The organism is Actinomadura vinacea (assembly GCF_039532545.1).
Classification (GTDB): domain Bacteria; phylum Actinomycetota; class Actinomycetes; order Streptosporangiales; family Streptosporangiaceae; genus Spirillospora; species Spirillospora vinacea.
On the sequence record NZ_BAAARW010000002.1, the window covers coordinates 150,373 to 166,118 of the forward strand.

At 72.5% G+C, this 15,746-nt stretch carries 14 protein-coding genes; 12 read left to right on the forward strand and 2 right to left on the reverse strand.

The genetic code is table 11. The annotated features are described in order from the left end of the window. Nucleotides 1–31: 31 nt before the first annotated feature. The 10 genes from pabB to ABD340_RS02605 all read left to right on the forward strand — a co-directional run bounded on the left by pabB (nucleotide 32) and on the right by ABD340_RS02605 (nucleotide 12,013). Entirely contained in the window at nucleotides 32–2,209 is a 2,178-nt protein-coding gene (gene pabB, locus ABD340_RS02560; protein WP_425547310.1) for an aminodeoxychorismate synthase component I, read from the forward strand. Further along, a complete protein-coding gene (locus ABD340_RS02565) occupies nucleotides 2,206–3,705 on the forward strand; it encodes an AMP-binding protein (protein WP_344586695.1) in 1,500 nt (499 codons plus the stop codon). The genes pabB and ABD340_RS02565 overlap by 4 nt, the downstream gene beginning before the upstream one ends. Nucleotides 3,706–3,743: 38 nt before the next feature. After that, a complete protein-coding gene (locus ABD340_RS02570; RefSeq protein ID WP_344586696.1) occupies nucleotides 3,744–5,366 on the forward strand; it encodes a class I adenylate-forming enzyme family protein in 1,623 nt (540 codons plus the stop codon). A gap of 1 nt (nucleotide 5,367) precedes the next feature. Further along, nucleotides 5,368–6,582, forward strand: a complete 1,215-nt coding sequence (locus ABD340_RS02575) for an FAD-dependent oxidoreductase (protein WP_344586697.1) — start codon at nucleotides 5,368–5,370, stop codon at nucleotides 6,580–6,582. Between the two features lie 41 nt (nucleotides 6,583–6,623). Beyond that, the gene (locus ABD340_RS02580; protein WP_344586698.1) at nucleotides 6,624–7,439 is read left to right on the forward strand and encodes an aminotransferase class IV; all 816 of its coding nucleotides are present in this window, start codon (nucleotides 6,624–6,626) and stop codon (nucleotides 7,437–7,439) included. A gap of 29 nt (nucleotides 7,440–7,468) precedes the next feature. Then, the gene (locus tag ABD340_RS02585) at nucleotides 7,469–7,936 is read left to right on the forward strand and encodes a carboxymuconolactone decarboxylase family protein (protein ID WP_344586699.1); all 468 of its coding nucleotides are present in this window, start codon (nucleotides 7,469–7,471) and stop codon (nucleotides 7,934–7,936) included. Between the two features lie 250 nt (nucleotides 7,937–8,186). After that, nucleotides 8,187–10,565, forward strand: a complete 2,379-nt coding sequence (locus tag ABD340_RS02590) for a sensor histidine kinase (protein ID WP_344586700.1) — start codon at nucleotides 8,187–8,189, stop codon at nucleotides 10,563–10,565. Next, the gene (locus tag ABD340_RS02595) at nucleotides 10,562–10,999 is read left to right on the forward strand and encodes a roadblock/LC7 domain-containing protein (RefSeq protein ID WP_344586702.1); all 438 of its coding nucleotides are present in this window, start codon (nucleotides 10,562–10,564) and stop codon (nucleotides 10,997–10,999) included. Before ABD340_RS02590 ends, ABD340_RS02595 begins: the two co-directional genes overlap by 4 nt. Before the next feature lie 8 nt (nucleotides 11,000–11,007). Beyond that, entirely contained in the window at nucleotides 11,008–11,382 is a 375-nt protein-coding gene (locus tag ABD340_RS02600; RefSeq protein ID WP_344586703.1) for a DUF742 domain-containing protein, read from the forward strand. Continuing rightward, on the forward strand, nucleotides 11,363–12,013 hold the full coding sequence (locus tag ABD340_RS02605; protein ID WP_425547305.1) for a GTP-binding protein: 651 nt from the start codon (nucleotides 11,363–11,365) through the stop codon (nucleotides 12,011–12,013). The genes ABD340_RS02600 and ABD340_RS02605 overlap by 20 nt, the downstream gene beginning before the upstream one ends. A 39-nt stretch (nucleotides 12,014–12,052) precedes the next feature. Here ABD340_RS02605 and ABD340_RS02610 read toward each other — a convergent pair whose 3' ends face one another. Beyond that, the gene (locus ABD340_RS02610) at nucleotides 12,053–12,961 is read right to left on the reverse strand and encodes an alpha/beta fold hydrolase (protein ID WP_344586704.1); all 909 of its coding nucleotides are present in this window, start codon (nucleotides 12,959–12,961) and stop codon (nucleotides 12,053–12,055) included. A gap of 222 nt (nucleotides 12,962–13,183) precedes the next feature. Between ABD340_RS02610 and ABD340_RS02615 the strand changes: the two genes are divergently transcribed. Then, a complete protein-coding gene (locus tag ABD340_RS02615) occupies nucleotides 13,184–13,936 on the forward strand; it encodes a mycofactocin-coupled SDR family oxidoreductase (protein ID WP_344586706.1) in 753 nt (250 codons plus the stop codon). Nucleotides 13,937–13,940: 4 nt separating this feature from the next. On the opposite strand, the gene ABD340_RS02620 is transcribed toward ABD340_RS02615, so the two are convergent. Beyond that, nucleotides 13,941–14,540, reverse strand: a complete 600-nt coding sequence (locus ABD340_RS02620; protein WP_344586708.1) for a TetR family transcriptional regulator — start codon at nucleotides 14,538–14,540, stop codon at nucleotides 13,941–13,943. A gap of 94 nt (nucleotides 14,541–14,634) precedes the next feature. On the opposite strand from ABD340_RS02620, the gene ABD340_RS02625 reads away from it, so the two are divergent. Further along, complete coding sequence (locus ABD340_RS02625; RefSeq protein ID WP_344586709.1) at nucleotides 14,635–15,693, forward strand: phosphotransferase family protein; 1,059 nt, start codon at nucleotides 14,635–14,637, stop codon at nucleotides 15,691–15,693. Nucleotides 15,694–15,746: the final 53 nt, after the last annotated feature.

The following is a 15,746-nucleotide window of genomic DNA, read 5'->3' on the forward strand; positions in this document are numbered from 1 at the left end:
TGATCGTAGAAGGGGTAAAGCAGTGAGCGGCATCAAGACGTTGATCATCGATAATTACGATTCCTACACCTACAATCTCTTCCAGTTCATCGCGGAGGTGAACGGCGCGGAGCCCGTGGTCGTCCGCAACGACGACCCGCTGTGCGCGGACCTCGATCCGCGGGCGTTCGACAACGTCGTCGTGTCACCCGGGCCGGGGCATCCGGCGGCCCCCCGCGACTTCGGCGCCGCGACGCGCCTGCTCGCCCAGGTGGACATCCCGGTGCTGGGCGTCTGCCTCGGGCACCAGGGGATCGGCCTCGGCGAGCAGGCGGTGGTGAGCCCGGCGCCCGAGCCCCGGCACGGCCACCTGTCGAAGATCACGCACACGGGCCGCGGGCTGTTCCGGGACCTGCCGCAGGAGTTCACCGCCGTCCGCTACCACTCGCTGCGCGTGGAGGAACCGCTGCCGGCGACGCTGGAGGCGACGGCGTGGGCCGAGGACGGCGTCCTGATGGGCCTGCGGCACCGCACCCGCCCGTTGTGGGGGGTGCAGTTCCATCCCGAGTCCGTCCTCACCGAGTTCGGGCACAGGATGCTCGCCAACTTCCGCGACCTGACCGCCGCCTGGCGCCGGGACGAGCCCGCGCGTACGGTCTCTGCCCCGCGCGGCGCCACTCTCAGCCGGCGGCGGAACATCAGGGGGATCACGCCGCGGGGCCCGTCCGGCACCGGATTCCGGCTGCACACCCGGAAGATCGACACGCTGGTGGACACCGAGGCGGCCTTCGGCAGGATGTACGCCGGCTCGCCGCACGCGTTCTGGCTGGACAGTTCCCGGGCGGAGCCGGGACAGGCGCGCTTCTCCTTCCTCGGGGACGGCTCCGGGCCGCTGGCCGAGATCGTCCGCTACGACGTCACGACGGGGATGACCGAGGTCGAGCGCCCCGGGCGGCCCGTCCAGAGAACGCGGACCGGCGTCTTCGACCACCTGAAACGCGAACTGGCCCGCCGCCGGGTGGACGCCCCCGCGCTCCCGTTCGACTTCACCTGCGGTTACGTCGGCTACTTCGGCTACGAGATGAAGGCCGACTGCGGGTCGCCGAACCGGCACCGGGCGCAGACCCCGGACGCCGGCTGGCTGTTCGCCGACCGGATCGTGGCGATCGACCACCGGGAAGGCGCGACCTACCTGCTCTGCCTGGCCGAGGACACCGAGGCGGGACGGCGCGACGCCGCCGACTGGCTGGACGCGACCGTGGTCCAGCTCAGCGGGATCCCGCCCCTCCCGGCGTTGGGGCAGCCCCCGCCGGTCACCGCGGACAGCGCCGCCGTCGAACCGTGGCTGGTACGCGACCGGGAGCGCTACCTCGCCGACATCGACGCGTGCCGGCGGGAACTGCGGGCGGGCACCAGCTACGAGATATGCCTGACCAACGCCGCGTGGCTGCCCGCGCCCTACGATCCCTACGACTTCTACCGGGCGCTGCGCCGCGGCAATCCCGCCCCGTACTCGGCGTTCCTGAGATTCCCCGGCCTGGACGTGGCGTGCTCCTCGCCCGAGCGCTTCCTCCGGGTCGACCGGGACGGCCGGGCCGAGGCCAGGCCGATCAAGGGCACCGCGCCGCGCAGCGAGGATCCGCTGGAGGACGCGGCGCTGCGGGACGCGCTGGCCGAGGGCGACAAGACCCGCGCCGAGAACCTGATGATCGTGGACCTGCTCCGCAACGACCTGGGCCGGGCCTGCGTGCCGGGGACCGTGCGGGTGCCCCGGCTGATGGCGGCCGAGACGTACGCGACCGTGCACCAGCTCGTCTCCACCGTCCGCGGCCGGCTGCGCGACGGCGCGGACGCGCTGGACTGCGTGCGCGCCTGCTTCCCCGGCGGCTCGATGACCGGGGCGCCGAAACTGCGCACGCTGGAGATCATCGACTCGCTGGAGAGCGAGGCCCGCGGCGTCTACTCGGGCGCCATCGGCTATCTGAGCTGCAACGGCGCGGCGGATCTCAACATCGTCATCCGCACCGCCGTCTTCACCGGCGGGTGGATGCACCTCGGCGCGGGCGGCGCGATCGTGCTCGGTTCCGACGCGGAGGAGGAGTACGCGGAGATGCTGCTGAAGACGGCCGCGCCGATGCGCGCGTACCACGCCTGGATCGCGGCGGGCGGAGTCCCGCGGCCGGCGGCGCTGAGCACCGAGCCCGCCCCCGACCTGGAGCAGGACCGATGAACGCCGCCGCCGAACTGGACGCGCGGGCACGGCGGCGCGGCTGGACGGCGCGCCCGGCCTTCTACGAGGGCGACCTGGTCTGGACCCACGGCGAGGTGCACGACCTGGCGGCCCGGGCGGCCACGCTCCTGGCGGGACGCGGTGTCCAGGCGGGCGACCGGGTACTGCTCGCGCTGCCCGACGGCATCTCCTGGGTGGTCGCGTTCCTGGCCGCGGCTCGGCTGGGCGCGACGGCGGTCCTGGCCAACCCCGCGCTCACCGCGGACGAGCACGATTTCATGGCCGAGGACGCCAAGGTGACGCTCTGCGTGAGCGGCCCCGGCCTGGAGGACCGTTTCGCCGGACGAGACCGGCTCGCAGGCGAGGCGCTGCTCGCCTCGGCGCGCGAGACCTCACCGGCGACCCGCTCTGAACCGGCCGACCGGCACACCCCCCTCTACATCCAGTACACCTCCGGGACGACCGGGCGGCCGAAGGGCGTCGTGCACCGGCACGGCGACCCCGAGACCTACCACGACCTGGTCGGTGAGCGGGTGCTGGGAATCGGGCCGGACGACGTGGCGCTGTCGGTGTCCAAGTTGTTCTTCGCCTACGGTTTCGGCAACGCGTTCGCGTTCCCGCTGTTCTCGGGGTCGGCCGCGGTGCTGGTCGGCGCGCGGCCCACACCGTCGCTGGTCGGCGAGTTGGTCGACCGCCACCGCGTCACGGTCCTGTACTCGGTGCCGTCGGCGTACGCGGCCTTGATGGACCAGGTGGGGCCGGACGCGCGGAAGGCGTTCGGGTCGGTGCGCGCCGCCGTCGCCGCCGGGGAGCGCATGCCGTGGGGCCTGGGGGAGCGGCTGGCCGGGCTGTTCGGCGCGCCGGTGCTGGAGCAGATCGGCTCCACCGAGGTCGGTCACGCGTTCTGCGCCAACGGGGTCGCCCACAACATGCCCGGCACCGTCGGCCCGGCCGTCCCCGGCTACGAGGTGGAACTGCGCGACCGCGACGGCGAGCCCTTGCCCGACGGAACCGAGGGCGAGCTGTGGGTGCGCGGGCCGACGGTCACCCACACCTACCTCAACCTGCCGCCCGCCGGCGGCCCGGCCGCGGCCGACGGCTGGCTGGCCACCCGTGACCTGGCCTACCGCACCCCCGCCGGCACGTTCATCCATCTCGGCCGGACCGACGACATGGAGATGGTCGGCGGGATCACCTTGTCGCCGCTGGAGGTCGAGGAGGTGCTGCACGGCCATCCGGCCGTCAGGGAGGTCGCGGTCGCGGCCCTCACCGACCCTCGGGGAGCCACCGCGCTGCACGCGTTCGTCGTCCCGGCGAGCATCGCCACCGTGGACGGCGCGCCGGACGCACGGGCGATCGAGTCCGACCTGATCGCGCTGGCCAGGCAGCGGCTGGCCCCGTTCAAGGTGCCCCGGTCCGTCCGGCTCGTGAGCGGCCTGCCCCGAACGCCGACCGGCAAGCTGCGCCGTCACCTCGTCCGGCGAGGGTCCTGGTGAACCCCGCCCTCCCCTTGGTCCGCAGAAAGGAACCGCACATGCCGCAACGTCTTCTCTCCGGGCGGGGCTTCTACCTCGGCCTGATGTTCCAGCGGGCGGCGGCCGCCCACGGCGACGTCGCGATCACCCTGGACCGGCCCCTGGACGCAGCGATGGACGCCGGGACGTCCCTCACCTACCGGGCGGCGGCCCGGCTGGTCGACGACCTGGCCGCCCGGCTCTGGGCGGCCGGGGTCCGGCCCTCCGAGCACGTCGCGATCCACAAGACCGACAACTTCGACATCGTGCTGGTCGCCTGCGCGGCCTCGCGGATCGGCGCCGTTCCCGCGCTGCTGTCGCCCGCGCTGGACGGCTCCGCCACCGCCGCGCTGCTCGGACGGCTGCACGCGCCGTGGCTGGTCACCGACCGGGCCACGCTGAACGGGCCGCTGGCCGGCACCGGCGCGGCCGACCTGGCCCGGCGGATCATCACCGTGGACGGCGGCGGCACCGTGAACGGCAACGTGAACGGCAACGTGAACGGGGCGGCCGCGGGCCCGATCGACCTGGCGGCCTTCGCCGGCGCCCCCGCCCGGCCGCCCGTCCGGCTGCACCCGCGCGATCCGGCGCTGATCACCCACAGTTCGGGGACGACGGGGGTCCCGAAACTGGCGGTGCACTGTCCCGAGACGATGTGGAACCGGCTGGTGCCGCAGCAGCTGATGGGCTGGCCCACCCGTGGCGAGACCGCGGCGCTGTGCATGTCGTTCGTGCACTCCCGCTTCTACCACCTGCTGGGTGTGCTGCTCGGCTTCGGCAGCCCGCTGCTGCTGCTGGTCGATCCCGCTCCGGCCGCCGTGGGGCCGCTGCTGGTCCGGCATCGTCCCGGCATCGTGGAGACCCATCCGAACACGTTCGTGCTCTGGGAGGAACTGGCCACGGCGCCCGGCACCCCGCTGGCGCGGGTCCGCTCCTACGGCAGCACGTTCGACGCGATCCACCCCCGCACGATCCGGCGGCTCCTGGGCGCGTCCCGGCGGCGAGCGCCCTGGCTGCTGCAGCTGTACGGCCAGAGCGAGACGGGGCCCGTGGCGTTCCGGTGGTACTCGCGGCGCGGCGCGACCCGCTCGAACGGACGGCTGGTGGGCACCCGGATTCCGGGCTTCACCCGGCTTCGGGTGGTCGACGACCACGGCGTTCCGTGCCCGGCGGGCGTGCCGGGCCACATCGAGGCGCGCACCCGGGGCCGCATCCTCGCCTACCACGGCGCGCCGGAGCAGTACGCCCGGCAGACCAACGGGGCCTGGTGGCGCATGGGGGACATGGGCTACCGCAACCGGTGGGGCGCGCTCTACCTGATCGACCGCGAGATCGACCAGATCGACTCGGTGGACAGCAGCCTGCACGTCGAGGACGTGCTGATGTCGCGGCTGGAGGAACTGCGCGAGGTGGTCATCGTGTCGGGGCCGGAGCGGGAGGCGGTGCCGGTGGTGTGCACGCGGGACGACCGGCCGCTGGACCTGAGCCGGTGGGAACGGGCCACCGCGGACCTGCCGCCGATGGCCGACCCCCGGCGGTGGAGGTTCGACGACCTGCCTCGGACCGGCACCTGGAAGATCAAACGCGTGGAGCTCATCCGGCTGCTCGCCGAGGACGCGGTCCCGGCCGTGCCCGGTGCCTGAGATGGCGTCCCGGCCGCCGGTCCTGGTGGTGGGCGCGGGGCCGGTGGGCCTGTCGGCCGCATTGGCGCTGCGCGCCCGCGGCCTGCCGGTCGCGGTGCTGGAAGCCGATCCGCAGGGCCGGGAGCGGCCGGGCAGCCGGGCGCTGTTCGTGCACCGCGAGTCGCTGCGGCTGCTGGACGCGGCGCATCCGGGGCTGGCCGGACGGCTCGTCGCGTACGGCCGTACGTGGCACACCCGCCGCACCCTCTTCCGGGGGCGGCAGGTGTACGCGCGCACGTACCCGCCGAGGGCCGACGCGGCGGGGCTGCCGCCGTTCACCAGCCTTCGCCAGGTGGACACCGAACGGTTCCTGCTCGCCGCCTGCGAGGACGCGGGCGTGACGTTCCACTGGGACGCTGAGATCCGCCGAGTACAGGTGTCCCCGGACGCGGCCGTGCTGACCGCGTCGGACGGCCGGAGCTGGACCGCCGACCACGTCATCGCGGCCGACGGCGCGCGCTCGACGGTACGGCGGGCACTGGACATCCCCATGCCGGGCACCCGTTCGGACGGATTCCACGTGGTCGTGGACGTCGCGGAGCCCTCCGACGCCGGACCCCCGGCCGAACGGGTCTTCCACTACGAGCACCCCGGCATGGGAGGGCGCACCCTCATGCGCGTACCGTTCACCGGAGGCTTCCAAGTGGACCTGCAATGCCGGGCGAGCGACTCGCCCGCAGCGTTCGGCACCGAAGAAGCGGTACGGAGATGGCTCCCCGAGGTCTTGGACGACGGCCGCGCCGATCGGATCCTCTGGGTCTCGACCTACCGTTTCAAGAGGATGGTCGCGGAACGGTTCACCGACCCCCATCACCGGGTGCTGCTGACCGGCGAGGCCGCGCACCTGTTCCCGCCGTTCGGCGCGCGGGGCATGAACAGCGGGATCGCGGACGCCGCCGCGGCGGCGCGGGCCGTCGCGGACGCCGTGGCGGAGCCCGGCCGCTCGGCGGCCGCAGTGGGCCGGTTCGCCGAGGCCCGGCGGTCCGCCGCGCTGTTCAACAGCGCCGCCGCCGGCGCCGCACTCGACCATTTGCGGCCGCGCCGCCGGACCGTGCGGCTCAAGCAGCGCGCGGCCGCGGCACTGGCGCCCCTCGTACCGCACTGCGGGGCCTGGCTGGAGCATGCGCCGTACGGTCCCCGGAACGGGCCGCCGACCAATCCAGGCGGAAAGTACTGACGGCCGACGCCGGCGAACCGGCACGCACAGAAGAAGGGGACATGGCCCGAACACACACCGACGCGAGCGCGGCGCCGCTCGCCGAGCACGAGCGGGTCCTGGCCTGGTGTCCGGTCCGCGGAATGCATTCAGCCGCGGACGAGGGCGGCGGGCTGCTGGCCGCGGACTCCTGGCTGGTCCGCGACGGGCGCGTACGGGGAATCGGCCGGCACGGCGAGCGCTTCATGAACGCCTGCTCCGAGACCGCCGCCGTCCCCGCTGACCAGGTACGCGAATTCTGGCGGGAGGCGCTGGCCGCCGTTCCGCGCCATGGCCACTGGTTCCCCAGGGTCGAACTCGGCGCGGACGAACCCGCCCAGCTCCGCCTGCGGCTGCGACCGGCTCCTCCGCTCGCGTCCCAGGTACGAGTGTGGGTGAGCGACCGGCCGGACCCGAGGTCGACGCCCCGTCGAAAGGGGCCGGACCTGCCCGCACTGGCCCGCCTGCGCCAGGAGGCGGTCGGCCACGGGGCGCAGGAGGCGCTGCTGAGCTCGGTCGGCGGGCTCGTACTGGAGGCGGCGAGCTCCAGCCTCCTGTGGTGGGAGGACGGCACATTGTGCCTTCCCGCACCGGCTCTGCCGACCCTGCCCGGCGTCACCACGAGCCTGATCCAGGAGCGCGCCCGGTCGGCGGGGACGCCGGTCGTCCACCGGCACCCGACTCTGGACGACCTGGACGGACTGGAAGTATGGCTGGTCAACGCGCTGCACGGCATCCGGCCGGTGACCGCCTGGACGGGACGGGCGCTCCGGGCCGGACCGGCCACGCGCGCGGCCGAATGGCGACGATGGCTGGACGGCCTCGGCCTGCCACTGTGATCATCAACCGCGAGAAAAGGGATCGGCCCATGAACGACCGTGTATCGCTCAAGAAGGCGACCCCGCGGGTGCAGGCCGCGATGGGCGCGCTGCACGCCGCGGCGGTGACGGCCGCCGAGGACGCGAAGCTCGAACCCGAGCTGCTCGAACTGGTCAGGATCCGCGCGTCGCAGATCAACGGCTGCGCCTTCTGCCTCGACATGCACACCAAGGACGCCCGGGCCCGAGGCGAGACCGAGCAGCGGATCTACGCGCTCAGCGCCTGGCGCGAGACCCCGTTCTACACCGACCGCGAGCGCGCCGCCCTCGCGCTGACCGAGGCGGTCACCCTGGTGCACGACGGGCACGTGCCCGACGAGGTCTACCGGGAGGCCGCCGAGGTCTTCGACGAGGCGGGGGTGGCGGCGCTGATCTGGGCGGCGACCGTGATCAACGCGTACAACCGCATGGCGGTCTCGACCCGCATGGTCCCCGGCGCCTACCGCCCCGCCGGCTGACCCGGGGGGGCACATCACGCCAACGCGCCGCCGGTCGTTCGCGGCGTCCGGCCCTCCACAGTCAAATCAGTTAGTTGATACAACCTTCTCTGTGGGATGTTGATGCGCGCGTCGCCGCCGGTCGCGCCGCCCTCGGACCGCCATCGGTCCGATCTTTTTAGAACATTCGCATTGAACGCTAGATCCACCTAGATCAAATAAGTAATATCTATCACTCATATCGACGGCACGGTCGGTCGAGGAGTGATGATTGCCGAAGCGCGAGAAGGTACAGGGGTCCCACCACCGGCGGCGCACACGATCCGTTCGGCAGAGGATTGCGCTGCTGCTGGCGCTTCCGCTGGTCGCCGTGGTGTCGCTGTGGGCGTTCGCCGCCGGAATCACCTCTTCGGCGGCGCTGCAGAGGTTCGACTACTCCACGATGCTGGAACGCATCGGAGTCCCGATCAGTGTGGCCGCCCAGGCGGTCCAGCACGAGCGGGCCGCGGCGGCCGGCGCGCTCGGCGCGCGAGGCGGGCGGGCGGCACAGCGCTTCCAGGAACAGGTGCGCAAGACCGACGCCGCGCTCGCCGCGTACCGGAAGTCGGCCTTCGCCGATGACGCCCAGGACGCCCTGGACCAGGCGACGGCCCAGCGGCTGCGGGGCATCGACCGGGCCTTCGAGGACCTGGGACGGCTGCGGTCCCAGGTCGACTCCCGTACCGTCACCGCGCTGGAGTGCATCGACGCCTACAGCGGAGTCTCGGACAGGACGATCCAACTGCTCGGCACGCTCGTCAACGTCAACGACACCGACGTCTACCAGAAGAGCCGCGCGCTGGTCGACGCCTTCTGGGCCCAGGATTTCCTGCTGCGCGAGGACGCCCTGGTGGCTTCGCTGCCGGCGAGCGGCCGGATGAGCGCCGCGGAGTACGCGGCCTTCGTGAAGTGGGCGGGGAACCACGCCCAGTTCTTCGCACTGGCCCGTACCGGGCTGTCCGGCGAGTCCTCCAAGATCCTGGAGACGCTGTGGGCCTCACCGCAGTACGCCTCGGTCCGGACGCTGGAGACCGGCATCGTGCGGGATCGGGCCGTCTCCGGTGCGGACGAGTGGCGAAACGCCACGGCGACGCTCACACCGGCGTGGACGCGGTCCACCACCCAGGCGGCCCGCATGGTGGATCGAGACCAGATCCAGCCGGTCGCCCGCCGGATCACGCTGCGGTTCGCGCTGGTGTGCGGGGGCGGGCTCCTGGTCGTGTTCGCCTCGGTGGTGTTCTCGCTGCTGTTCGCCCGCAACCTCGCCGGGGAGCTCCGATCCCTCCAGCGGACCGCGCAGCAGCTGGCGCACGAGCGGTTGCCGCAGGTGGTGGCGCGGCTCAGACGCGGCGAACCGGTGGACGTGGACTCCGAGGCGCCGCCCCCGGCCACCGGCAGGACGAGGGAGATCGTGCTGGTCGCCCAGGCGTTCGGCGCCGTCCAGCGCACCGCTGTGAGCACCGCGGTGGGGGAGGCGGAGCTGCGCGGCAGCATCAACAAGGTCTTCGTCAACCTCTCGTGGCGCAGCCAGTCGCTGCTCCATCGCCAGCTCAGGCTGCTGGACGCGATGGAGAGCCGGGCGTCCAGCCCCGAGGAACTGGACGACCTGTTCCGGCTGGACCACCTGACGACCCGGATGCGGCGGCACGCCGAGGGCCTGGTCATCCTGTCGGGCTCCCCGACGGTACGGGCCTGGGACCATCCGGTGATCGCCGAGGACGTGGTCCGCGCCGCGATCGCGGAGGTGGAGAACTACAGGCGGGTGGAGGTGGTCGGCGCGCCGGCGGCCGCGATCGGCGGTGAGGTCGTCGCCGACGTCATCCACCTGCTGGCCGAGCTCATCGAGAACGCCACCGAGTTCTCGCCGCCGGACACGGAGGTGACGGTGAAGATCGAATCCGTCGCCAGCGGGCTGGTGGTCGAGGTGGTGGACCGCGGGCTCGGCATCCATCCGCTCCAGCGGGACGAGCTCAACCGCCGCCTCGCCGAGCCCGTCGAGTTCGAGCTGGCCGACACCGACCGGCTGGGACTGTTCGTCGTCGCCCGGCTGGCCGCGCAGCACGGCGTCAGGGTGTCCCTGCAGGCTTCGCCGTACGGCGGCACCAGCGCCATCGTGCTGATCCCCAACCGTCTCATCGCCAGCGGCGACCAGTCCGTCGCCGCGGTCGCGCGGCCCGGCACGGCCGTCAACGGGACGGCGCGACCGGACGCATTCGCGGGTACGGCGCCGCGTCCGCTACGCCGTGAAAGGCCGTCTCGCCCCGCCGTCGCCGAGTGGCCCCCCGAATCGCCCGCGGCCGGGACGCCCGGTTGGGCGCCCACCGTCGCCGACCGGCCCGCCCCGGGAGCAAAGCAGGGCGGGGCGCCTCCGGAGGAGTCCAGCGAGGTCACCGGCGTGCTTCCCAAACGGGTCAGGCGGAGCCACATGTCGCCGCGGCTGCGTGACTCCGCCCCCCGGCACGCGAGGGAGCCCGAAGAACCGGACGACTTCGAAGAACCGAGTCCGGAGCTGAGTCGCGACCTGATGGCCTCCCTGCAATCGGGATGGCGGCGCGGCCGGGAGGACGAGGACGAGACGAACGACCCGCACGGGCACTGGGAGGAATCATGACGCCGCGCGCTGACGCGACCGGTCAGCTGGACTGGCTGCTCGAGGACCTGGTCCAGCGGGTCGGGGACATCCGGCAGGCGGTCCTGCTGTCGCGCGACGGCCTGGTCATGGCCGCGTCGGGCGACGTCACACGGCGGGACGCCGAGTTCCTCGCGGCGCTGTCCTCCGGTTTTCACAGCCTGGCCAACGGCGCCCGGGAGCACTTCGAGGCCGAACGCGTGCGCCAGACCGTCGTCGAGCTGGACGGAATGCTGTTCTTCGTCATCCCCGCGGGCAAGGGAAGCTGCCTCGCCGTGCTGAGCGACGCGGGCGGCAACGCCGGGCTGGTCGCCTACGAGACCACGCTGCTGATCAAACGGCTGCGGCACCAGCTCGCCGCGGCGCCCCGGCCCGACGCCGGCCGACCGGCCCGGCCGCCCGGCGCCCCGGGGTGATCGGCGTCATGGACGAGCCGAAGGAACGCTGGATCGGCCGGGACGCCGGTCCGATCGTCCGCCCGTACGCGGTGACCCGCGGACGTACCCGTCCGCGCGGTCTCCCGCTCGATCTGGTCACCCCGGTGGCGGCGACCGGACGCCTCCCCGATGACCGGACGCCTCTGTCCAGTGCGCAGTGGCGGGTGCTGGAACTGTGCCGCAGGCCGTCGACCCCGGCCGATCTGGCCTCGGAGCTGGACCTTCCGCTCCGCGTGGTCGAGATCCTGCTCGATGATCTGCGGGAGCAGTACCTCGTCGAGGAGCTCCGGCCGGCGGCGCCCGCCGAACGACCCGATCCCCGGATACTGATGAGGGTGCTCGATGAACTTCGCCGCCTCTGACACAGGCGCCGGTCTCCACCACGGTGGCGGAGACCCGGACGACGTCCCGCTGGACATGCTGAAGATCCTGGTCGCGGGCGGGTTCGGAGTCGGCAAGACCACCCTGGTCGGCGCCATCAGCGAGGTGCGTCCGCTGCGCACCGAGGCCGGGCTCACCGATGCCGGCGCCGGCGTCGACGACCTGAGCGGTGTGGAGGCCAAGGCCACGACCACGGTCGCCATGGACTTCGGCACCATCACCTTCTCCGGCGGCATCCGGTTGTACCTGTTCGGCACCCCCGGCCAGGAGCGCTTCTGGTTCATGTGGGACCAGCTGTCGCACGGGGCCGTCGGCGCGATCGTGCTGGTCGACACCCGCCGCCTCACCAGCAGTTTCGCGGCCATCGACTATTTCGAGGAGCGGCGGGTCCCCTTCATCGTCGCGGCCAACCGCTTCGACGGGTCGCGCCCCTTCACCGTCGAGGAGATCCGGGGCGCCCTGGACGTCGACCCTCGGGTCCCGGTGCTGCTCTGCGATGTGCGCGAGGCCGACGTGGTCAAGAACATCCTCGTCACGCTCGTCGAACACGCCCTTCGCTTCTCGGACGGCCGGCAGAGTGCCGGTGCGCCCCCGCGCACCGCTCACCCTTGACGGGCCGAGGGGCGTCGCCCGTGCCGCCGGTGGTTCCGGTCACTCCTCGTCGCCCTGGGCGGCCTGCGCGAACAGGTCCAGGCGGGACCTGACACGGCGGTCCAGGAACTCCCCGAGGACGCGGTCGAAGACGGCGTTGTCGTCCCCGGCGACCATGTGGTGGGCGCCCGCGACATCGGTGAACTCGGCGTGCGGCACCAGTTCGAGGAAGCGCTTGGAGTCGGCGACGCTGAGCACGTCGGACTCGCCGCCCCGGACCAGCAGCGTCGGCACCCGCAGGGACATCGCCGCGGCGCCGAGCCGCGCGGGGTCGATGAGCTTGTCGCGCTGGACGGCCTGGTGGGCGCGGTTGCTGAGGAACGCCGGGTCCCAGTGCCAGAAGAACCGGCCGTTCTCTTCCCGGAGGTTCTTGCGGAGCCCTTCGACGTTGCGGGGCCGCGGGCGGTGCGACAGGTAGGCCGCGACGGCGTCGGCGGCCTCCTCCAGGGAGGCGAACCCCTCGGTCCCGGTGCTCATGAACTCGCGGATCCGGTCGGTGCCCTTGGGCTGCAGGAACGGTGACACGTCCACCAGGACCAGGCCGAGCGCGAGTTCGGGGTGGTGCCCGAGGGCGGCCAGGGAGGAGTTGCCGCCCAGGGAGGCGCCGACGAGGATGGGAGGGCGGCCGAGGAAGTCGGCGATCCGCACGACGTCGGCGGCGAACTTGTTCAGCCCGTACCGCCCGTCGGGAGACCAGCCGCTCTCGCCGTGGCCGCGCAGGTCCACGGCGAGTGCGTACCAGCCGGACCCGGCCAGGTCGCGGGCGGTCGCGCGCCAGGAGTGCCGGGTCTGACCGCCCCCGTGGAGCAGCACGACCGGCGGATCGGCCGGATCTCCGTGCGCGTCCGCGACCAGCGTGACCTTGTCGTCGCAGTCGATCCTGAGCGTCGTAACATGCCCTTCGCTCACCGGGCGTCTCCCCTCTGCGGTGGGGACGTACGCCCCCGGCTCCTACAGCTATCACACAAAAGGGTTAATTAGTGTTATTTTACGTATGATTACCGAAACTCTTCATCGAGGGCGCCGAAGCGGCGAAGGGCCGGGGCTCCTTCACATGATTGGAGCGGGTCATGCTGCTGGAGGGCAAGGTCGTGTTCATCACCGGTGCCGCACGGGGGCAGGGCCGCAGCCATGCCGTCCGCATGGCGCGGGAAGGGGGCCGCGATCATCGGGGTGGACGTCTGCGCGCCCGTCTCGGCCGACAACGCCTACCCCGCCTCCACCCCCGCCGAGCTGGAGGAGACCGTCCGGCTCGTCGAAGCGGAAGGGGGCTCGATCGTGGCCCGCCGGGCCGACGTCCGGGATTCCGCGGCGCTCGAAGCCGTTCTGAAGGAGGGCGTCGCGCGGCTGGGCGGCCGGCTCGACGTGGTCGTGGCCAACGCCGGCATGTGCAACTGGGGACGGTTCTGGGAGATGTCGGACGAGCAGTGGCGGACGCTGATCGACATCAACCTGACCGGAGTGTGGCGGACGCTCAAGGCGGCGGTGCCGTACATGATCGAGGCGGGCAACGGAGGGTCGATCATCACCGTCAGCTCGGTCGCGGGCATCAAGTCGCTTCCGGGGCAGGCGCACTACAGCGCGGCCAAGCACGGCGTCGTGGGACTGACCAAGTCCGCCGCCATCGAACTCGGCGAATACGGGATCAGGGTCAATTCCGTGCACCCCTGGGGAGTCCGGACCGCGATGGGAGAGGACCCGGCCGTGCCCGAGATGTTCTCGCGGCACCCCTCCTACGAGGCGTCGTTCGCCGGCCTCCTTCCCGGCCTGCCCATCGCCGAGCCCGACGACATCACCGACGGGGTGCTCTGGCTGGCGTCGGACCTGTCCCGGGCGGTCACCGGAACCCAGCTGACCCTCGACATGGGTGCCACCAAGGTCTGAGCGCTCAGTCCGCGAGGCCGAGCAGGTCGATGGCCGCGACCACCAGCGCGGCGGGGTTGCCGCTCCCGTCGGACCGCACCCACTCGTTCCAGCCGACGATCGCGGCACTGGACACCGCGGCGGCGATCACCGCCGGACGGATGCCGTCCCGGGACGCCTTCACGCGGCGGCCCAGCTCCGCCGGCACCGACTCGTCGAGGATCGTCTCTCCCAGGTCCTTCGACCAGAGGTCGGGCGCGGCGACCAGCACGCGGGCCACGGCGTGCACCCTGGGCCGGTCGCCGGGCTCGACATGGGAGGTCTGCTCGTAGGCCGCCCGTAGCGCGGTGACAGGCCCCTCGTCGTCGGGCCGCGCCTCGAGCGCGTGGACGAGGTCTTGCCGCAACGACCGCCGGTAGCGCCGCAGCACCTCGTCCTTGGTCGCGAAGTAGCGGAAGAAGGTGCGCTGCGACATCCCGGCCGCTTCGGCGATCTCGTCCACGGACACCGCGTCGTAACCGCGCTCCAGGAACAGCCGGATGGCGATCCGGGCCACGTCGTCCTGGACGAGGCGCCTGCGCCGGGCGCGGAAGTCCTCGGCGCCGGCGGCGGGATCGGGGAGCATGGCGCCTCCTGCTGCGTCGATCTATTGACGATGTCAGTCACCAACCTTATTGTCAGTCACTGTCAACCACAAATCCCGCCCCCGGAGCGCGCTCATGACCGAATCGGCCGCCGCGGCGGCGGCGACGCCCCTGTCGCTCGACGCCGCCGCTCTCGCGGACTGGATCGGCGGGCGCTTGGGCGGTCCGGGCGCCCCGTTGACGGTGACGCGGATAGGGACGGCCACCGGCATCGGGAACGCCCTGTTCGAGCTGCGCCTGGGGGAGGACTCCTTCGTCCTGCGCAGGCCGCCGGCGGTGCTCAACGACGCGAGTGCCTCGAACATGGTCCGCGAGTGGCGGATCCTCACCGCGCTGGAGGGCACGCCCGTCCCGCATCCGGCACCGCGCCTGCTCTGCGAGGACCCCGAGGTGATCGGCGCGCCGTTCCTGGTGATGGACAAGGTCACCGGCTTCACACCGGGGTTCGAGATGCCGGAGCCGTTCGGGGCGGACCCGGCCCTCCGGCGAGGGCTGGCGGAGGCCTACGTGGACGCGCTCGTCGACCTCGCCGAGGTCGACTGGCGGGCGCGGGGACTGGACGGGCTGGGCAAGCCGAAGGGCTTCCTGGAGCGGCAGGTGCCGCGATGGCTGGCGCAGCTCGACCGCTACCGCACGCGGGACCTGCCGGAGCTGGGCTTCGTGACCGCTTGGCTGGAGCGCAACCGTCCGGAGGGCAGCGCTCCCGCCCTCATCCACGGCGACTACAGCCCGTTCAACGTCATGGTCGCCCCGGATCCGCCGCCGCGGCTCGCCGCGGTCATCGACTGGGACACGGGAACGATCGGTGACCCGCTGCTGGACATCGGCCACCTGGTGGCGCGCTGGACCGATCCGGGCGAGGAGCCGGTCCTGACTCCGCTGCCCGGCCGTCCCGGCGCCGACCCCACCCGCTCGGAGCTCGCCGCGCGCTACGAGCAACGGTCGGGGCGCGACCTTTCCGCTCTGCCGTACTACGCGTGCCTGGCGCTGTTCAAACTCGCTGTGATCCTGGAGGGCACCTACGCGCGGGAGGCCCGGCAGGGCGTGCCGGAGGAGAAGAACAGCATGGCCGTCATGGTCCCCCGGTTGATGGTGGCGGCGGCGGAGTTCGCCCGTGGCGAGCGGAGCCTGTGATGGGCGGGCCGGGCCGCGGGCGCTACCGGCGGATCTCCTGAGGAGGAACGGTC